18 protein-coding genes are annotated in these 22,338 nt (G+C 73.5%); 13 read left to right on the top strand and 5 right to left on the bottom strand.

Annotation, left to right across the window (positions count from 1 at the left end; all coding sequences use genetic code 11):
• Positions 1-51: 51 nt before the first annotated feature.
• Positions 52-882 carry a 3-methyl-2-oxobutanoate hydroxymethyltransferase gene (gene panB / locus FHL79_RS00655; protein WP_138756713.1) on the bottom strand — a complete coding sequence of 277 codons (831 nt, stop codon included), beginning with the start codon at positions 880-882 and terminating at the stop codon, positions 52-54.
• Positions 879-2,714, bottom strand: coding sequence for an NAD+ synthase (locus FHL79_RS00650; protein ID WP_138756712.1), 1,836 nt, complete (start codon positions 2,712-2,714; stop codon positions 879-881). Before FHL79_RS00650 ends, panB begins: the two co-directional genes overlap by 4 nt.
• Before the next feature lie 132 nt (positions 2,715-2,846).
• On the opposite strand from FHL79_RS00650, the gene FHL79_RS00645 reads away from it, so the two are divergent.
• The 6 genes from FHL79_RS00645 (at position 2,847) to FHL79_RS00620 (ending at position 10,402) form a co-directional block, all read left to right on the top strand.
• Positions 2,847-4,052: a L,D-transpeptidase gene (locus tag FHL79_RS00645; RefSeq protein ID WP_138756711.1), complete on the top strand. Its 1,206-nt coding sequence runs from the start codon at positions 2,847-2,849 to the stop codon at positions 4,050-4,052.
• 95 nt (positions 4,053-4,147) lie between these two features.
• Positions 4,148-5,497, top strand: a complete 1,350-nt coding sequence (gene glnA / locus FHL79_RS00640; protein WP_246080174.1) for a type I glutamate--ammonia ligase — start codon at positions 4,148-4,150, stop codon at positions 5,495-5,497.
• 74 nt (positions 5,498-5,571) lie between these two features.
• Positions 5,572-6,321 carry a type 1 glutamine amidotransferase gene (locus FHL79_RS00635; RefSeq protein ID WP_138756710.1) on the top strand — a complete coding sequence of 250 codons (750 nt, stop codon included), beginning with the start codon at positions 5,572-5,574 and terminating at the stop codon, positions 6,319-6,321.
• A 3-nt stretch (positions 6,322-6,324) separates the two neighbouring features.
• Positions 6,325-9,450 carry a bifunctional [glutamine synthetase] adenylyltransferase/[glutamine synthetase]-adenylyl-L-tyrosine phosphorylase gene (locus FHL79_RS00630; protein ID WP_138756709.1) on the top strand — a complete coding sequence of 1,042 codons (3,126 nt, stop codon included), beginning with the start codon at positions 6,325-6,327 and terminating at the stop codon, positions 9,448-9,450.
• A gap of 3 nt (positions 9,451-9,453) precedes the next feature.
• A complete protein-coding gene (locus tag FHL79_RS00625; protein WP_138756708.1) occupies positions 9,454-10,065 on the top strand; it encodes an FMN-binding negative transcriptional regulator in 612 nt (203 codons plus the stop codon).
• A 28-nt stretch (positions 10,066-10,093) separates the two neighbouring features.
• Complete coding sequence (locus FHL79_RS00620; protein WP_138756707.1) at positions 10,094-10,402, top strand: CDGSH iron-sulfur domain-containing protein; 309 nt, start codon at positions 10,094-10,096, stop codon at positions 10,400-10,402.
• A gap of 6 nt (positions 10,403-10,408) precedes the next feature.
• Here the strand turns inward: FHL79_RS00620 and FHL79_RS00615 are convergent, their stop codons facing one another.
• On the bottom strand, positions 10,409-11,422 hold the full coding sequence (locus tag FHL79_RS00615) for an iron-containing redox enzyme family protein (RefSeq protein WP_138756706.1): 1,014 nt from the start codon (positions 11,420-11,422) through the stop codon (positions 10,409-10,411).
• A gap of 96 nt (positions 11,423-11,518) precedes the next feature.
• Positions 11,519-13,075, bottom strand: coding sequence for a methyl-accepting chemotaxis protein (locus FHL79_RS26050; protein WP_138756705.1), 1,557 nt, complete (start codon positions 13,073-13,075; stop codon positions 11,519-11,521).
• Between the two features lie 195 nt (positions 13,076-13,270).
• Here FHL79_RS26050 and FHL79_RS00605 point away from each other — a divergent pair, with 195 nt between their 5' ends.
• The 5 genes from FHL79_RS00605 (at position 13,271) to FHL79_RS00585 (ending at position 19,765) form a co-directional block, all read left to right on the top strand.
• Positions 13,271-14,785 (top strand): MFS transporter, encoded by a 1,515-nt coding sequence (locus FHL79_RS00605; protein WP_138756704.1) that lies wholly within the window; start codon positions 13,271-13,273, stop codon positions 14,783-14,785.
• A gap of 238 nt (positions 14,786-15,023) precedes the next feature.
• On the top strand, positions 15,024-15,911 hold the full coding sequence (locus FHL79_RS00600; RefSeq protein WP_138756703.1) for a hypothetical protein: 888 nt from the start codon (positions 15,024-15,026) through the stop codon (positions 15,909-15,911).
• A 71-nt stretch (positions 15,912-15,982) separates the two neighbouring features.
• Positions 15,983-16,915, top strand: coding sequence for a nucleoside hydrolase (locus FHL79_RS00595; RefSeq protein WP_218938273.1), 933 nt, complete (start codon positions 15,983-15,985; stop codon positions 16,913-16,915).
• A gap of 155 nt (positions 16,916-17,070) precedes the next feature.
• On the top strand, positions 17,071-17,466 hold the full coding sequence (locus tag FHL79_RS00590) for a hypothetical protein (RefSeq protein ID WP_246080172.1): 396 nt from the start codon (positions 17,071-17,073) through the stop codon (positions 17,464-17,466).
• Positions 17,467-17,587: 121 nt separating this feature from the next.
• On the top strand, positions 17,588-19,765 hold the full coding sequence (locus FHL79_RS00585) for a glutamine synthetase III family protein (protein ID WP_138756701.1): 2,178 nt from the start codon (positions 17,588-17,590) through the stop codon (positions 19,763-19,765).
• On the opposite strand, the gene FHL79_RS24885 is transcribed toward FHL79_RS00585, so the two are convergent.
• Positions 19,738-19,971, bottom strand: coding sequence for a hypothetical protein (locus tag FHL79_RS24885; RefSeq protein ID WP_171057938.1), 234 nt, complete (start codon positions 19,969-19,971; stop codon positions 19,738-19,740). The two genes, FHL79_RS00585 and FHL79_RS24885, sit on opposite strands and share 28 nt — an antisense overlap.
• Here FHL79_RS24885 and FHL79_RS00580 point away from each other — a divergent pair.
• Both FHL79_RS00580 and FHL79_RS00575 read left to right on the top strand, forming a co-directional pair.
• Positions 19,964-22,102 (top strand): carbon starvation CstA family protein, encoded by a 2,139-nt coding sequence (locus FHL79_RS00580; protein WP_246080170.1) that lies wholly within the window; start codon positions 19,964-19,966, stop codon positions 22,100-22,102. The genes FHL79_RS24885 and FHL79_RS00580 overlap by 8 nt on opposite strands.
• Complete coding sequence (locus FHL79_RS00575; protein ID WP_138756699.1) at positions 22,099-22,302, top strand: YbdD/YjiX family protein; 204 nt, start codon at positions 22,099-22,101, stop codon at positions 22,300-22,302. Before FHL79_RS00580 ends, FHL79_RS00575 begins: the two co-directional genes overlap by 4 nt.
• Positions 22,303-22,338 lie beyond the last annotated feature (36 nt).

Below are 22,338 nucleotides of genomic sequence, written 5' to 3'. Positions count from 1 at the left end.
GCTCAGCGGCGGCCGGGGACGGCTCCTGGCCGCGGTGACGTCCGGAGGACGTCAATCGAAAGAGTGCTCGGGGCTGGGGAAGACTCCCTCGCGGACCTCGGCGGCGTACTCCTGGGCTGCGCGCAGCAGCTCACCGCGCAGGTCGGCGTACTTCTTCACGAACTTCGGCACCCGGCCGGCGTTGAGCCCGGCCATGTCCGGCCAGACCAGCACCTGGGCGTCGCAGTCGGCGCCGGCGCCGATGCCGATGGTCGGGATGGACAGCTCCTTGGTCACCTGGCCGGCGATCCCGGCCGGCACCATCTCCAGCACGACGGCGAAGGCCCCGGCGTCCTGGACGGCGTGCGCGTCGGCCAGCAGCTGCTCGGCGCCGGCCCCGCGGCCCTGCACCCGGAACCCGCCCAGGGCGTGCTCGCTCTGCGGGGTGAAGCCGATGTGCGCCATCACCGGGATGCCGGCGTCGACCAGCAGCCGGATCTGCGGCGCGACCCGCACCCCGCCCTCGAGCTTGACCGCCTGCGCGCCGCCCTCCTTCATCAGCCGGACGGCGGTGTCGAAGGCCTGCTGCGGGCCGGACTCGTAGCTGCCGAAGGGCAGGTCGGCGACGATCAGCGACCGCGAGGTCGACCGGGTGACCGCCTTGGTCAGCAGCAGCATGTCCTCGACCGTCACCGGCACCGTCGAGGCGTGGCCGAGGACGACGTTGCCGGCGGAGTCGCCCACCAGCATCACCGGGATGCCGGCCTCCTCGAACACCTGCGCGGCGTAGGTGTCGTAGGCGGTGAGCATCGCCCACCTCTCGCCGCGCTCCTTGGCCTGCTGCAGGTGGTGCACGCGCACCCGGGCGGTGGACCCCCCGCCGTACAGCACCGATTCGGTCATGCCTGTGCCGCTCCTTCGCGCACGCTGGGCAGGCTCTCCCGCCAGCGGTTGGTGACCGGCAGGCGCCGGTCCCGGCCGAACGCCTTCAGCGAGATCTTGGTGCCGGGGGCCGCTTGGCGGCGCTTGAACTCCGCCGTGTCGACCAGCCGGAGCACCCGGGCGACGACCTCCGGGTCGTGCCCACGCTCGAGCAGCTCGGCCATCCCGAGGTCGCGGTCGACGTAGTCGGTGATGACCGCGTCCAGCTCCTCGTAGGAGGGCAGCGAGTCGCTGTCCTGCTGTCCGGGCGCCAGCTCGGCCGAGGGCGGCTTGTCGATCGAGTTCTGCGGGATCGGCTCGACCTCGCCGCGCTCCCGGGCGTGGGCGTTGCGCCAGCGGGCCAGGTCCCACACCAGCGTCTTGAGCACGTCCTTGATCGGCGCGAAGCCGCCGGCGGCGTCGCCGTAGAGGGTCGAGTAGCCGACCGCCACCTCGCTCTTGTTGCTGGTGGCCAGCAGCAGGTGGCCGTGCTGGTTGGACAGCCCCATGAGCAGCGTGCCGCGCACCCGGGCCTGCAGGTTCTCCGCAGCCACCCCGGACAGCTCCACCGACGCCTCGTACGCCTCGACCATCGGCGCGATCGGGACGACGGAGTAGTGCATCCCCAACCGCTCGGCGGAGTCCTCGGCGTCGGACAGCGAGTGCTCGCTGGACCACCGCGACGGCAGCCCGACGCCGACCACCCGGTCCGGGCCGAGCGCGTCGACGGCGAGCGCGGCCACCAGTGCGGAGTCGATGCCGCCGGACATGCCGAGCACGACCGAGGGCATGCCGTTCTTGTCGATGAAGTCGCGCAGGCCCAGCACCAGCGCCCGCCAGACCTCCTCGGCGTCGCTCAGCGGCTCAGCCACGCTGCCCGGGCGCGGCTCGAACGGTGCGACCGGGGCATCGGACACCAGGTGCCGGGTGACCGTCATCGGGCCGATCCGGCCCTCCCGCCGCTCGGGCACCGCAGCCGGGTCCAGCGTGAGGTCGACGGTGAGCAGGTGCTCGACGAACTGGGGTGCGCGGGCCAGCAGCTCCCCGTCGGCGGCGACCGCCAGCGAGTCGCCGTCGAAGACCAGCTCGTCCTGACCGCCGACCAGGTTGGCGTAGACGATCGGTGCCCGCGCCTCGGCGGCCCGGCGCTGCACCAGCGGCAGCCGCAGGTCGTCCTTGGCGCGCTCGTACGGGGAGGCGTTGGGGGAGACGACGAGGTCGACGCCGGCCTGCCCGGCGACGCCGCACGGGCCGCCCTCCACCCAGAGGTCCTCGCAGATGGTCAGCGCGACGTCCACCCCGTGCAGCCGGACCACGGGCAGCTCGCTGCCGGGCACGAAGTAGCGGGCCTCGTCGAAGACGCCGTAGTTGGGCAGGTGCCGCTTGTGGTACCTGGCGACGACCACGCCACCGTGCAGCAGCGCGGCGGCGTTGCGGGGCGCGCCGCGGCGCGGGTTCGCGTCGCCCGGGGTGTCCTCGGCCTCGGCCGGGGCGTGGTCGACCGGCGCCGGCCCGGGTCCTTCCGTGTGCGCCAGGTACCCGACGACGACGGCGGTCTCCTCGAGCCCCGCCTCGGCGAGCCGGGTGGCGAGGTCGACCAGGGTCTGCTCGCTGGCCCGGGCGAAGGACTCGCGCAGCACCAGGTCCTCGGCGGGGTAGCCGGTGAGCGTCATCTCCGGGAAGACGACCAGGTGAGCGGTCTCCGCCGCGGCCCGCCGGGTCCACTCGAGGACGAGGTCCGCGTTGCCGGCGAGGTCGCCGACCCGGGTGTCGACCTGAGCGAGCGCCACGCGCAGCTGTACCGGTGCAGTCACGACTCCCAGTCTGGTCGTCCGGTGCGCGCCCCGGCCATCCAGGGCGGCCGGCGGGACGGTGTCCACCGTCACAGCAGGCCTCCGACCTGCCGATACGGTCGATGTCGTCCGCCTCAGCCATCGGGGAGCGCCATGTCCGGAACCCGCTCCTCCCGCACCACCGCCGTCCTCACGGCGCTGGTGGTGCTCGCGCTGCCCGCCTGCCGCTCCGGTGCAGACGACCACGCCCGGGCGGCGCCGGCGGTGACGACGACGAGCGCGCAGCCGGTGCCGGCCGTGGCCGAGCCGGTGGTGATCAGCACCGATCCGCCGCTGGACTCCGTGGACGTCGACCCGGTGACCCCGTTGCACGTCAACGCCGGCCACGGGGAGCTCACCGCGGTCACGGTCACCGATGAGGACGGCGTCGTCCTGCCCGGCGGCCTGGACCCCGACGGGACGACCTGGACCGCCGCGGCCGACCTCGCCTACGGCACCACGTACGCCGTCACGGCCACCGCCGTCGGCGCCATCGGCACGCCCGCCGAGACGACCGGCACGATCAGCACCGTGCGCCCGCGCACGCTCACCCTGCCCACCGTCTACCCCGACGGCGGCTCGGTGGGGGTCGGTCAGCCGGTCTCGGTGACCTTCGACGAAGACGTGACCGACCGGGCGGCGGTGGAGCGGCAGCTGCGGGTCACCAGCACGCCGGCGGTCGCCGGCTCCTGGTCGTGGCTGTCGGACCGGACCGTGCACTTCCGGCCCGAGCAGTACTGGCCGGCCCACACCCACGTCGCGGTGGACGTCGACGTCTACGGCCTGGACGTGGGCGACGGCGTCCACGGCCAGCGCAGCGAGCACGTCGAGTTCGACGTCGGGCCCAAGAAGGTCGCCGTGGTCGACGCCGCGGAGCTCCAGCTGCGGCTCTACGTCGACGACCAGCTGGTGCGGACCATGCCCACCTCGCTGGGCAACCGGGCCAACCCGACCCCCACCGGCACCTACGTGGTGATGGGGCAGTCCCGGCACTACACGATGGACTCGTCGACCTACGGCGTGGCGATCGACGCCCCGGGCGGCTACCGCACCGACGTCGAGTACGCCTCGCGGCTGTCGAACTCGGGGATCTTCGTGCACGCGGCGCCCTGGTCGGTCCGCGACCAGGGCCGGCGCAACGTCTCGCACGGCTGCCTGAACGTCTCCACCGCCGACGCCGGCTGGTTCTACGAGAACTTCGGCCGGGGCGACGTGGTCGAGGTCGGCGCCGCCGGCCCGGCGCTGCAGGTCTGGGACGGCTTCGGGGACTGGAACGCCAGCTGGACCGACTGGCGTGCCGGGTCGGCGCTCGCGGGCTGACCGGTCCACCTGCGACACGCGCCTGGTCCACCTGGCGTCCACCCCGACCGGGCAGGGTGGGGCCGGTAACACCACCGACATCCCCGGAGACGACGATGGCCACCATGGACCGCCAGCAGGAGTTCGTCCTGCGCACCCTGGAGGAGCGCGACATCCGCTTCGTGCGGCTGTGGTTCACCGACGTGTCGGGGTACCTGAAGGCGGTCGCCGTCGCCCCGGCCGAGATCGAGGCCGCCTTCGCCGAGGGGATCGGCTTCGACGGCTCGGCGATCGAGGGCTTCGCCCGGGTCTACGAGTCCGACATGCTCGCCAAGCCCGACCCCGGCACCTTCCAGGTCATGCCGGCCTCCCGCGGGCAGGCCAGCGACACCGCGCGGATGTTCTGCGACATCACGCTGCCCGACGGCTCGCCGGCCTGGGCCGACCCGCGGCACGTGCTGCGCCGCGCGCTGGCCAAGGCCGCCGACATGGGCTTCACCTTCTACACCCACCCCGAGATCGAGTTCTTCCTGCTCAAGGACCTGCCCAGCGACGGCAGCCCACCGGAGCCGGCGGACACCGGGGGCTACTTCGACCTGTCCACGCACAACGTGGCCCACGACTTCCGCCGGGAGGCGGTCTTCGCGCTCGAGGCGATGGGCATCTCGGTGGAGTTCAGCCACCACGAGGTCGCGCCGGGCCAGCAGGAGATCGACCTGCGCTACGCCGACGCCCTGTCGATGGCGGACAACATCATGACGCTGCGGCACGTGGTGCGGGAGGTCGCGCTCGCCCAGGGCGTGCACGCCACCTTCATGCCCAAGCCGTTCACCGAGCTGGCCGGCTCCGCGATGCACACCCACCTGTCGCTGTTCGAGGGCGACCGGAACGCCTTCCACGACGCGGGCGACCCGATGCGGCTGTCCACGACCGGCAAGCAGTTCATCGCCGGTCTGCTGACCCACGCCCGGGAGGTGACCGCGATCACCAACCAGACGGTGAACTCCTACCGGCGGCTGCTGGCCGGCACCGAGGCGCCGACCGCGGCCACCTGGGGCCGGGCGAACCGCTCGGCGCTGGTCCGGCTGCCCTCCTACAAGCCGAACAAGGGCAACTCCGCGCGGGTCGAGGTCCGCTCGCCGGACTCTGCGTGCAACCCCTACCTGACCTTCGCGGTGCTGCTGAGCGCCGGGCTGCGGGGCATCGAGAAGGGCTACGAGCTCCCGCCGGAGGCCGAGGACGACGTCTGGTCGCTGACCGACACCGAGCGGCGGGCCGCCGGCTACCAGGACCTGCCGGTGTCGCTCGGCGAGGCGCTGACCGCGATGCAGGGCAGCGAGCTGGTCGCCGAGACCCTCGGCGAGCACGTGTTCGACTTCTTCCTGCGCAACAAGTGGGAGGAGTTCAACTCCTACCGGCAGAACGTGACGCCCTTCGAGCTCAAGCGCTACCTGCCCGGCCTCTGAGCGCCGTCTGGTGCACTTTCGCGCGCGAAAGTGCACGGGACGGGCCGGCCGGCGGCCCGGCTAACCTCACCCATGTGGCCCGCCTGCTCGTCGTCGTCCCGTCCGACACCGATCCGCCCACCCGCCTGGGGGAGTGGCTGACCGACGCCGGGCTGGAGCTCGACGAGCGGTGGGTGTCGACCGGTGAGCCGCTGCCCGCGGACCTGACCGGCGTCGACGGGCTGCTCGTGCTGGGCGGTCCGCAGTCCTCGACGGACGCCGAGGAGGTCGCCCCGGAGCTGGTCGGGGTGCGGCACCTGCTCGGCCAGGCGGTGGCCGCCGACGTGCCCACGCTGGCGGTCTGCCTGGGCGCCCAGCTGCTCGCCCAGGTCGGGGGCGGCAGCACCCGGGTGGGCGAGGACGGCCCGGAGGTCGGCGCCACGCTGGTGGCCAAGCGGGACGCCGCCGACGCCGACCCGCTGTTCGGCCCGCTGCCGCTCTCACCCGACGTGCTCGAGTGGCACCACGACGAGATCGACCGGCTCCCGCCCGGCGCGACGCTGCTGGCCAGCAACCCGCGCTATCCGAACCAGGCCTACCGGATCGGCGAGCACGTCTACGGGCTGCAGTTCCACATCGAGCCCGACGAGCCGCTCATCCGGCAGTGGGCCGAGACCGACCCGGTCGGGGTGGCGGCCAGCGGGCTGGACGTCGACACCATCTGCGCGCGGGCGGCCGCCGTCCAGCCCGACCTCGCGGAGGTCTGGGGACCGTTCGCCGGCCGGTTCGCCGACCTGGTGCGCGCCCGGGCCGGCCGGCGGAGCGACGCGACCCGCGGCGCCTGACCGATGGCGATCGCCCCCGGTCCGGCTCCCGGTCCAGCTCCCGACGACGAGGTCCCGCGCCGGGCCGTCGTCCGGCTGGTGCGCTTCGGCTTCGAGGACGGCGCCCGGGCCGCCCGGCTGCTGGCCGACCCCACGCTGGGCCTGTGGGACCTCGAGCGCAACGAGCCGGCCGACCCCGAGGCCGGTCCGGTCGTCTCTGCGCTGGCCCGCACCGGCGACCCCGACCTCGCGCTCCGCTCGCTGGCCCGGCTGGTCGAGGTGCTGGACGCCACCGACCCGGCCGGCGAGCTGGCCGCCGGGCTGCTCGCCCGGCTGCGGGGCTCGGGCGTGCTGCGGTCCCGGCTGCTCGCCGTCCTCGGCGCCTCCGCCGGCCTCGGCGACCACCTGGCCGCCCACCCCGCCGACTGGGTGGTGCTCGACGCCGACGAGCGCGGCGCGGGCCGCCCCACCCCGCACGAGCTGGAGCAGCGGATGCTCTTCGCCGTCGGCGCGGACCCCGACGACCCGCCCTGGGGGGTGCGGCTGGGCACCGCCGCACCGGACCCCGACCCGGCGCGGGTGCCGGAGCTCAAGCACGCCTACCTGCGCGCCGTGCTGTCGGTGGCCGGCCGCGACCTCGGTGACGGGCTGCCCGCCGACGAGGTGGCCGCCGAGCTCGCCGACATCGCCGGTGCGGTGCTGACCGCCGGCCTGGCGCTGGCCGTCGCCGAGCAGCCCGCCGACGCCGCGGCCTGCCGGCTGGCGGTCATCGCGCTGGGCAAGACCGGCGGCCGGGAGCTCAACTACGTCAGCGACGTCGACGTCGTCTTCGTCGCCGAGCCGGTGGACTCCGGCGGGGACGACGCGGCCGCGCTGGCCAGCGCCACCCGGGTCGCCGGCTCGCTGATGCGGATCTGCGGGCAGGCCGCCTGGGAGGTCGACGCGGCGCTGCGGCCCGAGGGCAAGGCCGGCGTGCTGGTGCGCAGCCTGTCGGGGATGCGCGCCTACTACGAGAAGTGGGCGAGCACCTGGGAGTTCCAGGCGCTGCTGAAGATGCGCCCGGTGACCGGGGACCCGGCGCTGGGCCGGGAGTACGTCGACGCGTTGTGGCCGATGGTCTGGAAGGCCGGTGACCGGACCGGCTTCGTGGGCGAGATCCAGGCGATGCGCCGCCGGGTGGAGGCCAACATCCCGGCCGGCCAGGCCGACCGGGAGCTGAAGCTGGGCCGCGGCGGGCTGCGGGACGTGGAGTTCAGCGTCCAGCTGCTGCAGCTCGTGCACGGCCGCGCCGACGTCTCGCTGCGGGCCGGCGGGACCATCCCGGCGCTGATCGCGCTGGGGGCCGGCGGCTACATCAGCCGGGACGACGCCGCGACGCTGGTCGCCTCCTACCGGTTCCTGCGCACGGTGGAGCACCGGTTGCAGCTGCTGCGGCTGCGGCGCACCCACCTGCTGCCGGTCGCCGAGGACCAGCTGCGCTGGCTGGCCCGTTCGCTGGGCTACAAGCCCGACGACCGCGGCGACTCGGTCGCCGTGCTGCGCGCCGAGCTGGCCCTGCACACCCGGGTGGTGCGCCGGCTGCACGAGAAGCTCTTCTACCGGCCGCTGCTGTCCTCGGTGGCGCGGGTGCCCGGCGAGCAGCTGGCGCTGGGACCCAAGGCGGCCGGGGACTGGCTGCGGGCGCTGGGGTTCGCCGACCCGGACGGCGCGCTGCGGCACCTGACCGCGCTCACCGGAGGGCTGAGCCGGTCGGCGTCGATGCAGCGCTACCTCCTCCCGGTGCTGCTGCAGACCTTCGCCGGGTGCGCCGACCCGGACGCCGGGCTGCTGGCCTACCGCAAGGTCAGCGAGGCGCTGGGCCGCGACCAGTGGTTCCTGCGGCTGCTGCGCGACGAGGGGCAGGCCGCCGAGCGGCTGGCCGTGCTGCTGGGCTCCAGCCAGTACATCGCCGGGTTGCTCACCCGCACCCCCGAGGCGATGCGCATCCTGGCCGACGACGCCCAGCTCGAGCCGCGCGGCGCGGACGCGCTGACCTCGGCCTGGCGGCAGGCGGTGGCCCGGGCCGGGGACGCCTCCGCCGGAGTGCAGGTGCTCCGCTCGCTGCGCCGCCAGGAGCTGCTGCGGATCGCCTGCGCCGACCTGCTCGGGCGGCTGGACGTGCTCGGAGTCGGTCGGGCGCTGCACGACGTCGCGGTGGCGACGCTGCGGGCCGGGCTGGACGCCGCGGTGCGCAGCTGGGCCGCCGAGGCCGGGGTGGCCGCGGCCGACGTGCCGGTCGACCTGGCGGTGATCGGGATGGGCCGGCTGGGCGGGGCCGAGATGGGCTACGGCTCGGACGCCGACGTGTTGTTCGTGCACCGGGCGCGGGCGGGCACCGACGAGTCGCGCGCCGCCCCGGTGGCCAACGCCGTCGCGCACACGCTGCGCCGGCTGCTGGGCGAGCCCGCGCCGGACCCGGCCTTCGAGGTCGACGCGAACCTGCGCCCGGAGGGCCGGCAGGGAGCGCTGTCGCGCAGCCTGTCGGCGTTCGCCGAGTACTACCAGCGCTGGGTCTCCACCTGGGAGGTGCAGGCGCTGCTGCGCGCCGAGCCGGTGGCCGGGGACGAGCAGCTGGGCCGGGACTTCCTCGCCCTGGTCGACCCGCTGCGGTACCCGGTCGCCGGGCTGGGCACCGAGCAGGTCGCCGAGATCCGCCGGATCAAGGCGCGGGTGGACAGCGAGCGGCTGCCGCGTGGCGCCGACCCGGCCACCCACACCAAGCTCGGCCGCGGCGGGCTGGCCGACGTCGAGTGGACCGTGCAGCTGCTCCAGCTGCAGCACGCCGCCGCGCACCCGCAGCTGCAGGTCACCCCGACGATCGCCGCGCTGGAGGCGATCGGCGCCGCCGGGCTGCTGGACGCCGAGCAGGCGGGCGCGCTGCGGGCGGCGTGGGAGCTGGCCAGCCGGGCGCGCAACGCCGTCTTCCTGGTGCGCGGTCGGCCCGGTGACCAGTTGCCGCGGCAGGGGCTGGAGCTGCACGGCGTCGCCCGGGCCTGCGGCTACGGCGCCGACACCGACCCCGGTCGGTTCCTCGACGACTACCGGCGGGTCACCCGGCACGCCCGCACCGTCGTCGAGCGGGTGTTCTACGGTCGCACCGAGGAGGACTGATCCGTGTACGTCCCCGCGCACTTCGCCGCCCCGGCCGACGCCCTCGCCCAGCTGCTGGCCGCGCCGGGGGCCGTGGACCTGGTCAGCAGCACGCCGGCGGGACTCACCGCCACCACGCTGCCGATGCTCCACGACCCCCGGGCGAACACGCTGACCGGCCACCTCGCGCGCAACAACCCGCAGTGGCGGGACACCGTGGGAGAGGTCCTGGTCATCGTCCGCGGGCCCGACGCCTACGTGTCGCCGTCCTGGTACGCCAGCAAGGCCGAGCACGGCCGGGTGGTGCCGACCTGGGACTACGTGCTGGCCCACGTCCACGGTGAGCTGGTGCTGCACTCTGACGCCGACTGGCTGGCCGCCCACGTCACCCGGCTCACCGCGGCGCACGAGGCTGGCCGGACCGAGCCGTGGGCGGTGACCGACGCGCCCGCCCGGTTCGTCACCGGCCAGCTGCGGGCGATCGTCGGCGTCGAGGTGCGGATCGGCCGGGTCGAGGCCAAGTGGAAGCTGTCGCAGAACCGCCCGGCCGCCGACGTCGACGGCGTCGTCGCCGGACTCACGGCCGACGGGGCGCGGGACACGGCGGCCGCGGTGCAGGCAGCCCGCCCGAGCTGACCGACCGGAGAGCGGGGAGGATGGCGGCGTGACCGAGGAGCTGTCCGCCGACGACGTGACCGACGAGCGGGTGCGCGACCTCCCGCCGGCCGACGAGCCGACCGCCACCATCACGCCCTACCGGGACGGCCCGCTGCTCGTCCGCGGGGACTTCCGGCTGGTCGACACCGAGGGCAACGAGATCGACCCGGGACGCAGGACCGTCGCGCTGTGCCGGTGCGGCAGGTCCGGCATCAAGCCGTTCTGCGACGGCACCCACAAACGGTCCGGCTTCCACGCCGGGAGCGCCCCCACCCGCCCGCGCCCGGCGGCCGACATCCACCGAGACCGGGCCTAGGCACCGCTAGGCAGCCAGGGCGGGCTCGGCGAACAGCCCGGAGCGGCCGGCCTCCCAGGCACCGAGCAGGTGGACGGCGGTCAGCCCGTCGAGGGCCAGCGAGCAGGCCGCGCCGAACAGGACGTCGGCCAGCAGCGACGGCTCCTCGGCCACCAGGGACCCGCACATGTCGACCGAGGCGATCTGCTCGTGGACGGCGTCGGCCTCGACGTGCTCGTCGTAGAACACGGTGGTGGCGTCGCCGAAGCCCAGCCGGCGCAGCCCCGACGAGTAGCGGCGGCTGGGCTCGGAGGAGGTCATCTCCACCGCCGCCAGGTGCCCCAGGCAGGCGCCGCGAAGCGCCCGGTGCAGGCCGAACAGCGACATGGTGTTGACCGCGGTGAACGCGACCGCCGGGGCGTGGTCCCACAGCGCGCCGTACCCGGTGTCCAGGTCCAGGTCGCTCATCATCCCGGCGAACAGCTGGCTGTGCATCCGCTCGGCGGACCCGCCGCCGTACTCGTCGGCCTGGATCTCCACCATCGCCGCCTTCGCCCGGCCACCCAGCCGCGGGATGGCCCAGGTGTGCGGGTCGCCCTCCTTGAGGTGGTAGACCGACCGCAGCGTCAGGTACTCCTGCCACTGCGCAAGGGTGCCGCTCCGCGCCAGGTGGCGGGACAGCGACGGGCCGTCATCCGCGGCGATGAGGGCGGTCAGCTGTTGGTCGACCGGGGCGCCGGTCGCCGCGACGTCACCGACCAGGGCCCGCAGCGCGGCGGTGTGCCGCTGCTCCAGCCGGGCGCGCAGCCGCAGCAGCTCGGGGTCCCACTCCCAGGCGTCGGCGACGTCGTCGAAGCCGCGGTAGTGCAGCTCGTAGCAGATCGCCAGGCTCAGCTGCAGGTCGTCGTCGAGCAGGGGGTCGGTCGTGGCGGCGAGGAGGGTCTCCGCCGCGGCGGCCGTGCTCGGTGAGATCGAGTCGCCGGAGGCGAGGTCGGTGCACAGTCCGGCGCTGAGGGGGCCCCGTGACCCGGGAAGCTGCATGCCCGCGATCATGCCCGCGATCGCGTCGTCCGGAACGTCCCAGACGGAGGAACCTGGTGCACGGTCGGGTGGCGCGCGACACGACCCGCCGCAGCATCAGGCGCGCTCGAAGGCGCTGGCCATCCGGGCCTGCTCCTCAAGGACCTCGCCCATCCGAGCCTGGACGGCGTCGAGCTGGCCGATGATCTCGCCGGTGGTGTGGATGCCGGAGGCCACGGCCTTGCTGCTGGCCTGGATGCCGGCGATCTGGTCCGACACCCGCTGGGTGGCCTTCGCGGTCTCCCGGGCCAGGTCCTTGACCTCGCTGGCCACCACCGCGAAGCCCTTGCCCAGCTCCCCGGCGCGGGCGGCCTCGATGGTGGCGTTCAGCGCCAGCAGGTTGGTCTGGTCGGCGATGCCGGAGATGATCCGGATGACCTCCCCGACGGCCGCGGAGGCCTCGTCCAGGGCCTCCACCTCACCGGTCATGGTCGAGGCCTGCACGACCGCGGACTCCGCGACCCGGCCGGCGTCGCCGGCGGCCTCCCGCAGCCGGGCGACGGTGTCCAGCAGCTCCCGGGCGTTGGCCGCGGACTCCTCGGTGCGGCGCAGCACGTCCAGCCGCTGGGACACCAGCTGCTGCACGTTGCGCAGCGCCGAGGCCCGCGACTCGGACAGCTCGATGGTCTCGGTGACGAAGAAGTCCATCGTGCCGATCACCCTCCCACCGACCAGCAGGGGGAAGCAGACGCCGGAGCGCACCCCGGCCCGCTGGGCCGCCGGGGCGCGCACGCAGTCGGTCATCTCGCCGATGTCGGAGACGAAGAACAGGTCCCGGGCCCGCCAGGCGCGCCCGGACAGGCCCACGCCCTCGGCGAAGCTGGCGGCCAGGGTGACCTTGCGGAACTCCTCCCCGGCCGAACCGGACTCCTGCTGGAACCGCAGCACCCCGGCCGCCTCGTCGAGCGCCCAGTAGGAGCCGTAGGCCCAGCCGAAGGCCTCGCGCACGGTGTCCAGCGCCGTCCGCAGCGCGGCCTGCTGGGTGCCGGCCGCCCCGACCTCGGCCACCACCGTGGTCACCGCCACCCGGTCGTCGAGCGTCTCCTGCAGCTGGGTCCGTTGCACCGCAGCGCGGCGGGCGTGGCTCAGCAGCCGGCCGAGGGAGTCCCACTTGCCCTTCCGGGCGCCGAGGAACGGCAGCTCGCCGGTGGTGTAGTACTCGTGCAGCGCGGTCACCCGGCCGTCCTCGACCAGCGGCAGGACGCAGCCGCTGGTGGCCCCCGCTGCGAGCGCGCCGGCCCACCGCTGGCAGGAGCGCGGGTCGCTGCCCAGGTCGAGCACGACGGCCTTCCTGGCGCGGACGGCCTCGCCGCCGTACCCGTCGGCCGACGTGATCCGGGCCACCTGGCCACCGGGACCCGCCGCGATCGCGCCGGCCAGCGGGCCGAACTCGCCGTGCAGGTGGAACGCGCCGTCCTCCCCGGGCAGCCAGACGGCGCAGTAGCCGAGCTGCAGCTCGCGGACGAGCGTCTCGGTGACGACCAGGTGCCCGTGCGCCTCGCCGCTGATGCCGCGGTCGAGCTGGTCGATGACGGCCTCGACGGCCTCGACGTCGCGGGGCATCTGTGCGGGCGTCAGCGTCGCCGCCGCCTGGCTGCTGGTGCGCCGCCTCATCCGTGTCCTCCTCCGCCGAGCCCGCCCGCGAGTGCGGACGTCGCCGTTCCCGGTCCTCATCGGCAGTCGGGACCCCGAGTTGAGCCGGGACGTCCCCGACCGGTCCCGGGCGTACGCGGACGGGATCGTGTCGTTGCATGAGTCAAGTGCTTTCGGCTGGGTAGTCGCAGGGCTCGCTCGTACAGGAGGACCCCCATGACGACTGCTCCCGCGGCTCAGGTGCCCGGCAGCATCCGCAGCCTCATCCCGGCCCGGATCGACCGGCTGCCCTGGTCCCCGTTCCACACCCGGATGGTCATCGCGCTGGGGGTGGCCTGGATCCTCGACGGCCTGGAGATCACCGTCGCCAGCGCGGTCGTGGACACGCTGACCGAGGAGGACACCCTCGCGCTGTCCTCCACCGCCGCCGGCCTGATCGCCACCGTCTACCTGCTGGGCGAGGTGGTCGGCGCGCTGTTCTTCGGCCGGCTGTCGGACAAGCTGGGCCGCAAGAAGCTGTTCGTCATCACCCTGGCCGTCTACCTGATCGGCAGCGGGCTCACGGCGTTCACGCTGGGCAACAGCGCCTTCTGGATCGGCTTCCTCTACCTGACCCGGTTCATCAGCGGCATGGGCATCGGCGGGGAGTACGCCGCCATCAACTCCGCGATCGACGAACTCATCCCGGCCAAGTACCGCGGCCGGGTCGACATCGCCGTGAACGGCACCTACTGGGCCGGCGCCATCATCGGCACGCTGGGCACCTACATCTTCCTCAACCAGCTGGACCCGGGCTGGGGCTGGCGGATCGCCTTCCTGATCGGCCCGGTCCTCGGCCTGGTGATCATCTTCGTCCGGCGGCACCTGCCGGAGAGCCCGCGCTGGCAGGTCATGCACGGCCGTGAGCGCGAGGCCGAGGAGACCATCAGCTACATCGAGCAGGAGGTCGAGCAGGGCGGCCGCACGCTGCCCCGAGTCGACGACGACCGGGCGATCGAGCTGAAGCCGGCCGAGAACATCGGCTACTTCGCGCTGGCCCGGGTGCTGTTCAAGGAGTACCCGAGCCGCGCCGTCTACGGCGCGACGCTGATGATCACGCAGTCGTTCCTCTACAACGCCATCTTCTTCACCTACACCCTGGTGCTGGGCAACTTCTACGACGTCGACTCCTCGCAGGCGCCGCTGTTCCTGATCGCCTTCGCGGTCGGCAACCTGACCGGGCCGCTGACCCTCGGGCACCTGTTCGACACCATCGGCCGCAAGAAGATGATCGCCGGCACGTACATCCTGTCCGGGCTGCTGCTGGCGGTCACGGCGTTCCTGTTCCAGGCCGACGTGCTGACCGCCGTCACCCAGACGATCGCCTGGTGCGTCATCTTCTACTTCGCCTCCGCCGGGGCCAGCGCGGCCTACCTGACGGTCAGCGAGATCTTCCCGCAGGAGGTGCGGGCCAAGGCGATCGCGGTCTTCTTCGCGATCGCGCAGTGCTTCGGTGCCCTCGGCCCGGTCATATACGGCGCGCTGATCGGCGAGGGGGAGAGCCGGGGTCCGCTGTTCTACGGCTACCTGCTCGGCGCCGGGGTGATGGTCGTCGGTGGTCTCGTCGCGGCCGTCCTCGGCGTCAGCGCCGAGGGCAGGTCGCTGGAGGACGTCGCCACGCCGCTGGCCGCCCGCAACGCCCAGACCCGTCGTCCCGGCACCCGGGCCGAGGGCGCCGCACGCCCGCACTGACCCGGATCCTGCTGGTCAGCGTTCCGGACGGCCCTCGACCTCGGGCAGGTCGGGGGCCGTTCTCGTCGTTCGGAGCACAGCCGTCCCACCTGTGCGTGTCGTCACAATGTGCAACCATCTCGCTGCTTTACTGCCCGCGGTCTCCAGACAGCGGGAGGACGTGCACGGCCCTGACGCCTGCACCGTCACCGGTGGACGGGCCATGTCCCCCGCCCGTCCCCAGCTCCCGAGGACGCTCATGCCATCCGCTGCCGCGCCGTCCCGACCGTCGTCGGACTGGACCTGCGACCCCGCGATCGAGACCGCTGCCGGCTACCTGGCCACGGTCCGGCACGCACCGGACCGGGCGACCGCCTGGCGCGCGGCGGCGTCCCGGGGAGGGCCGGCCGCGCTGCTCGCCCTGCTCCGGTCGCTGCCGCGGGAGACCGCCACCTTCTCGGCCGCGCCGGCGGGGGAGGAGCTGCGCTCGTGGTTCGGTGCCGGCCGCCGGCTGCCGGTCGACCGGGTCCCGGTGGGGCTCCTGCGGCTGCCGGCGTCCCGTGCCGAGTACCTGCGCGGACGACCCCGGCAGGCGCTGCGCACCAACCTCAACCGCGCCGCGGCGGACGGGCTCACCTCCACCAGCGACCTGTCCCCGGCCGAGGTGCAGCGGAGCGCGGCGCACATCGGTCAGCGGCGGGGTGGCCCACTGGCGCTGCTGACCGGACCGCGGGCGCTGCCCGGGGTGTCGCCGCTCTTCGCCGTCAGCCACGACGCCGCCGGGGACCCGGTGGCCGTGTGCGAGGTGGTCGTCGACGGCGGCTGGGCCGGGCTCCGGACCCTGCAGACCGTGCCCGACGGGCAGACCCTCCGGTACCCGCTGCACACCCACGTCGTCGCCGAGCTCATCGCCCGGGACGTCACCATGCTCACCGTGCGCGGGTCCATGCTCCTGTCCAGCGCGGGCACCCGCTACTTCCAGCGCCGGACGGGGTACGAGCCGGTCTGGCTGCGGCCCGACCCGGTGCCCACGCAGGCCGCACGCGTCACCGTCGACGCGTCCAGCAGGACCCGGCCGTTCATCCCGGCGCAGCGGACGGGCTCCAGCCCACTCGGCGCGGCACCGGAGCTGACCAGCCGCTGCTGACCATGCCGGCAGCGCCGGGACACCACCTGCCTACGGTGCGGCATGGAGTCAGACGCTGCCGGGGCCCCGGCGTGAGGATCGTGCACGACGGCGACCACGGCATCGACGACGCCGTCGCCACGCTCTTCCTGCTGCTGCGCGGCGACGTGGAGCTGGTCGCCATCGGTACCGTGCACGGCAACGCGCACGCCGCCCAGGCCGGGTCCAACGCGCTGCAGCTGATCGAGGTCGCCGGCCGCAGCGGGATCCCGGTGGCGGTCGGTGCCGCACGCCCGCTGGTCCAGCCGGCCGACGTCACCGGGCTGGTGCACGGTCTCGACGGGCTGGGCGGGCAGGCGGTGCCGCACACCGCGGGGCTGGCCGAGGTCTCCGCGGCCGAGCAGCTGGTCCGGCTCGCCCGCGCCGAGCCCGGCGAGCTCACCGTGGTGGCCACCGGCCCGCTCACCAACATCGCGCTGGCGCTGCTGCTCGAGCCCCGGCTGCCCGAGCTGCTGCGCCGGCTGGTGCTCATGGGCGGCGCGGTCGAGCACCCCGGCAACATCACCGCCGTCGCCGAGGCCAACGTCGCGATGGACCCGGAGGCCGCAGCGCTGGTGCTGGCCGCGGGCTTCCCGCTCACCCTGGTGCCGCTGGACACCACCATGGCGACCTGGTGGACCGCCGACGACGTCGCCCGGATCGCCGCGCACGGCACGCCGCTGACCGACCTGCTCACCGGCGTCCTGGCCCACTACCTGGACTTCTACGCGCTGCAGGGCGGCGCCGGCGGGTGCCCGCTGCACGACCCGACCGCCGCGGTCGTCGCGGTCGACCCCTCGGTGGTCACCCGCACCGCCACGGTGCCGGTGGGCGTGGAGCTCGCGCCGGGGCGCACGCGCGGGATGCTGCTGGTCGACCGGCGTCCGTTCGCGGTGCCGGACCCGGCCGCGGCGGCCACCGAGGTGGTGCTCGCCGCCGACCGGGACCGGATCACCGGGCAGCTGCTCGACGTGCTGTTGCGCTGACCGCACGCCGCTGGGTCGGGCGCGCGTCGGTTCGTCCCACTCGTCCCGCCAGCGCACCGGCAGCACACCCGACCCGGGACGTCCGCCTGCTGCCGCCGCCGGGCCGCCACGCTGTGCCGCACGGACGACCCGGGCACGTCGCTGAGGAGGACCCGATGGAGATCGAGGCACACGAGGGCAGCAGCACCGGGGGACGACCGGGCGCGGCCGAGCGCTCGGCGGACGGAGACCGTCGGCGTCGCCAGGTCATGGAGTTGCGGGCCGCGATCTCGCTGGTCAGCAGCGCTGCGGCCGACCTCGGCTGGGGTGCCCGACCGGACGTCCGGTTGCTGCCGGACGGCCGGCTGTGGCTGGACGAGCTGCAGGTGGCGGTGTCCGCTGCCCAGGTCTACCAGGCAGCCCGGCACCTGGTGGCCGCGCAGGTGAGCACCGTCGCGGAGCGGGCGGGCGTGCCGGTCGGGGACGTGGCCGGGCCCTGGCTGCTCAGCCTGCACACGAACGAGGCCATGATCGCGCCCGACCTCGACCTGCCGCAGGACGACGCTGCCTGAGCCCTGCCGCGGAGGCAGTGTTCACCCGCGCGAAACACCACTGGTGCGTGCCCTTCCTAGGTTCGCGGCATCGGGTTCCGTCCGGTTCCCGGGCATGCACCGCCGTCCCGAGGGAGCTCCCGTGAGCGGGAACGCCGTCCGTCTGCAGGCCATCAAGGACGTCGAGGCCCACGTGCCCCCGGCCGTCAGCTTCACCGCGGGGGAGACGCCGGGCGAGGTGTTCGGCGCGAACGTGTTCAGCAAGGCGGTGATGCAGAAGCGGCTGCCCAAGTCGGTCTACACGTCCGTCCTGGCGACGATCGACCACGCCGCGCCGCTGGACCCGCTGGTCGCCGACGCCGTCGCCTCGGCGATGAAGGACTGGGCGATGGAGAAGGGGGCGACGCACTACGCGCACGTCTTCTACCCGCTCACCGGGCTGACCGCCGAGAAGCACGACAGCTTTCTCGAACCGGCCGGGGACGGTTCGGCGCTGGCCGAGTTCGCCGGCAAGACCCTCACCCAGGGAGAGCCGGACGCCTCGAGCTTTCCCAGCGGCGGGCTGCGGAACACCTTCGAGGCGCGCGGCTACACCGGCTGGGACGTGACCAGCCCGGCGTACGTGCTGGAGAGCCCCAACGGCAACACGCTGTGCATCCCCACCGTCTTCGTCTCGATGAACGGTGACGCGCTCGACCACAAGACGCCGCTGCTCCGGTCCCAGCAGTCGATGGCCAAGCACGCCGAACGGGTGCTCCGGCTGTTCGGGCACGCCACCCCGGACGCGGTGGTCTCCTACTGCGGCCCCGAGCAGGAGTACTTCCTGGTCGACCGGCACTTCTTCCTCGGCCGGCCGGACCTGCTCAACGCCGGGCGCACCCTGTTCGGCACCAAGCCGCCCAAGGGTCAGGAGTTCGACGACCACTACTTCGGGGCCATCCCCGAGCGGGTGCTGGGTTTCATGATGGACACCGAGCGGGAGCTGTTCAAACTCGGCATCCCGGCCAAGACCCGGCACAACGAGGTCGCGCCAGGCCAGTTCGAGATCGCTCCGATGTTCGAGCGGGGCAACGTCGCGGCCGACCACCAGCAGCTGCTGATGACGACGTTCAAGCGGACAGCGCGCAAGCACGGCATGGAGTGTCTCTTCCACGAGAAGCCGTTCGAGGGCATCAACGGCTCGGGCAAGCACGTCAACTTCTCCCTGGGCAATGCCACCGAGGGGAACCTGCTGCTGCCGGGCGACACCCCGCACGAGAACGCCCAGTTCCTCGTCTTCTGCGCCGCGGTGATCCGCGCGGTGCACAAGTACGGCGGGCTGCTCCGCGCCTCGGTCGCCTCCGCCAGCAACGACCACCGGCTCGGCGCGAACGAGGCGCCGCCGGCGATCATCTCGATCTTCCTGGGCGACCAGCTGGCCGACGTCTTCGACCAGGTGGCCAAGGGCGGGGCGACGTCGTCGAAGGAGAAGGGGACCTTGACGATCGGCGTCGACACCCTGCCGGTGCTCCCGACCGACCCGGGTGACCGCAACCGGACCAGCCCCTTCGCCTTCACCGGCAACCGGTTCGAGTTCCGCGCGCCCGGTTCGATGCAGTCGGTGGCCGGCCCGATGGTCACGCTCAACACCATCATGGCCGAGGCGCTGGACCACATCGCCACGCAGCTGGAGTCGGCGGTCGCCGACGGCGCGGAGTTCAACACCGCCGTCCAGAAGCTGCTCGAAGAGGTCATCACCGACCACGGCGCGGTCGTCTTCAACGGCGACGGCTACTCCGAGGACTGGCAGGTCGAGGCCGCGGCACGCCGGCTGCCCAACCTGCGCACCACCCTGGACGCGCTGCCGGAGCTGATCACCGACTCGGCGATGGAGCTGTTCAGCCGCTACCAGGTGTTCAGCCACCGGGAGATGCACAGCCGCTACGAGATCGGCCTGGAGCACTACGCGCTCAGCGTCGGGGTGGAGGCCCGGCTGACCCTCGAGATCGGGACGACGTCGGTGCTGCCGGCCGCTGTCCGGCACCAGACCGAGGTCGCGCAGAACCTCGGCGCGCTCAAGGCGGCCGGGGTGGACCCCGACCTGTCGGTGCTGGCCGAGATCAGCGCGCCGCTGGCTGAGCTCCGCGGCGCACTGGTCACCCTGCGGACGGCGTTGGCCGGTGACGCGGGGGGATCGGCGCTGGAGGAGGCGCAGCGCGCGCAGGACGCGCTGCTCCCGGCGATGGCTGCCGTCCGGGCCGCCGCGGACGAGCTCGAGGACGTCGTCGCCGACGACCTGTGGCCGCTGCCGACCTACCAGGAGATGCTGTTCATCCGCTGAGCCCGCAGCAGCCAGGCGCACTGGGGACCGAGGTCCCGCCCGGCTCGGTCCCGGACCTTATGCTCTGCGCGGACGGCGTCGACGATGACGCCGCGGTGCTCGGAGGCGCTCATGTCCACGACGGCGACCAGGGACGACGCGAGCGGCGGCGGGCAGCCGCCGGGCGGGGCAGCCGGACGCCGCTCGTCGGTGCGCTCGGTGGCCATCTGGGTCGCGGTGGCAGCGGTGGGTGCGGTCGCCTGGACGGTGCTGGCGCTGGCCCGCGGCGAGTCGATCTCCGCACTGTGGATCCTGTTCGCGGCGCTCTGCTCGTACGCGATCGCCTACCGCTTCTACGCGCGGTTCCTCACCTACCGGGTGCTCGGCACCGACGACCGTCGCGCCACCCCGGCCGAGCGGCTGCACAACGGCGTCGACTACGACGTCACCGACCGGCGGGTGCTCTTCGGTCACCACTTCGCCGCCATCGCCGGCGCCGGGCCGCTGGTCGGGCCGGTGCTCGCCGCGCAGATGGGCTACCTGCCGGGGACCATCTGGATCGTCGTCGGCGTCATCTTCGCCGGCGCCGTCCAGGACCTGACGGTGCTGTTCTTCTCGATGCGCCGCAACGGCAAGAGCCTCGGTCAGATGGTCCGCGAGGAGATCGGCGTCGTCGGCGGCGTCGCCGCGCTGATCGCCGTCTTCGCGATCATGATCATCATCCTCGCGGTGCTCGCGCTGATCGTGGTCAACGCGCTGGCCGAGTCGCCGTGGGGGGTCTTCTCCATCGCGCTGACCATCCCGATCGCGCTGTTCATGGGCCTCTACCTGCGCCGGCTCCGACCCGGCAGGGTGCTGGAGGCCACCGGCATCGGCGTCGCGCTGCTGCTGCTGGCGATCGTCGGCGGTGGCTGGATCCAGGACACCGGGCTGGGCGACGCACTGACGCTGTCCAAGGAGTGGCTGGTCCTCGCGCTCGTCGTCTACGGGTTCGTCGCCTCGGTGCTGCCCGTCTGGCTGCTGCTCACCCCGCGCGACTACCTGTCGACGTTCATGAAGGTCGGCGTCATCGTCCTGCTCGCGCTCGGGCTGCTGATCTCCCGCCCCGTGCTGCAGGCCCAGGCCGTCACCGACTTCGCCCGGGAGGGCACCGGTCCGGTCTTCGCCGGCCAGCTGTTCCCCTTCGTCTTCATCACCATCGCCTGCGGCGCCCTGTCCGGCTTCCACGCGCTGATCTCCTCGGGCACGACGCCGAAGATGGTGGCCAAGGAGAGCCAGGTCCGGCTCATCGGCTACGGCGGCATGCTGATGGAGTCGTTCGTGGCCATCAGCGCGCTGATCGCCGCCTGCGTCATCGACCAGGGGCTCTACTTCGCGATGAACAGCCCGGCCGGGGCCACCGGCGGCGCGGTCGACACGGCTGCCACCTTCGTGCAGGGGCTCGGGTTCGACACCAGCGCGCAGGACCTCGCCGCCGCCGCGGCCGCCGTCCAGGAACCGACCCTGATCTCGCGCACCGGCGGCGCCCCCACGCTCGCCATCGGCATCTCGCAGATCTTCAGCGACGCGTTCGGTGGCGGGCTCCAGGCGTTCTGGTACCACTTCGCGATCATGTTCGAGGCGCTGTTCATCCTGACCGCCGTCGACGCCGGCACCCGGGTGGGCCGGTTCATGCTGCAGGACTCGATCGGCAACGTCTGGAAGCGCTTCGGCGACCTGTCCTGGCGGCCCGCCAACGTCATCGCCAGCGCCATCGTCGTCGGGCTGTGGGGCTCGGTCCTCTACATCGGGGTGACCGACCCGCTGGGTGGTGTGAACCAGCTGTTCCCGCTGTTCGGGATCGCCAACCAGCTGCTCGCTGCCATCGCGCTGACCCTGGTGACGGTGCTCCTGATCAAGCACGGCAAGCTGCGCTACGCCTGGGTGACCGGCGTGCCGCTGGTCTGGGACCTCGTCGTCACCATGACCGCGAGCTGGCAGAAGGTCTTCTCCGACGTCCCGGCGATCGGCTACTTCGCGCAGGCCCAGCGGTACCGGGACGCGCAGGACGCCGGTGAGCTGCTGGCACCGGCGCAGGACCAGGGGCAGATGGACCAGGTCATCTTCAACTCCACCCTCAACGGCATCCTGCAGAGCTTCTTCGCCGTGCTGGTGCTGGTGGTCGTCGCCAACGCCGTGTTCGTCATCGCCCGGGCGATCCGGGCCGGTGGCCTGCCGACGACGGAGGAACCGCCCACGCCGTCGGAGCTCGTGGAACCGGCCGGCCTGTGGGCCACGGCCGAGGAGAAGCGCGCCCTGGCCGAGCACGACCGCCTGGTCGGCTCGGGTGCCGGGAGCCGGGACGGCGGTCGGCCGTGACCGCCGGGGACGTGCGGGCGGCCCTCGTCCGGGCCGGGCGCGGGGTGCGGTGGTACCTGCGTGAGTGGAGCGGCGAGGCCCGCTGGGACGACCACCTGCGGGAGTGCGCCGAGCACGGGCACGAGCCGCTGACCCGGCGGGAGTTCGAGCGGCGCCGGGCCGACGCCGTCGAGCGCACCCCGATCAGCCGCTGCTGTTGATCGCCGTGCCGTGCGTGGTCGGCGCGCGAGGCTGCC

It is taken from the genome of Modestobacter altitudinis (assembly GCF_005930475.1).
Classification (GTDB): Bacteria; Actinomycetota; Actinomycetes; order Mycobacteriales; family Geodermatophilaceae; genus Modestobacter; species Modestobacter altitudinis.
This window is presented reverse-complemented; position numbering and strand designations above follow the sequence as displayed.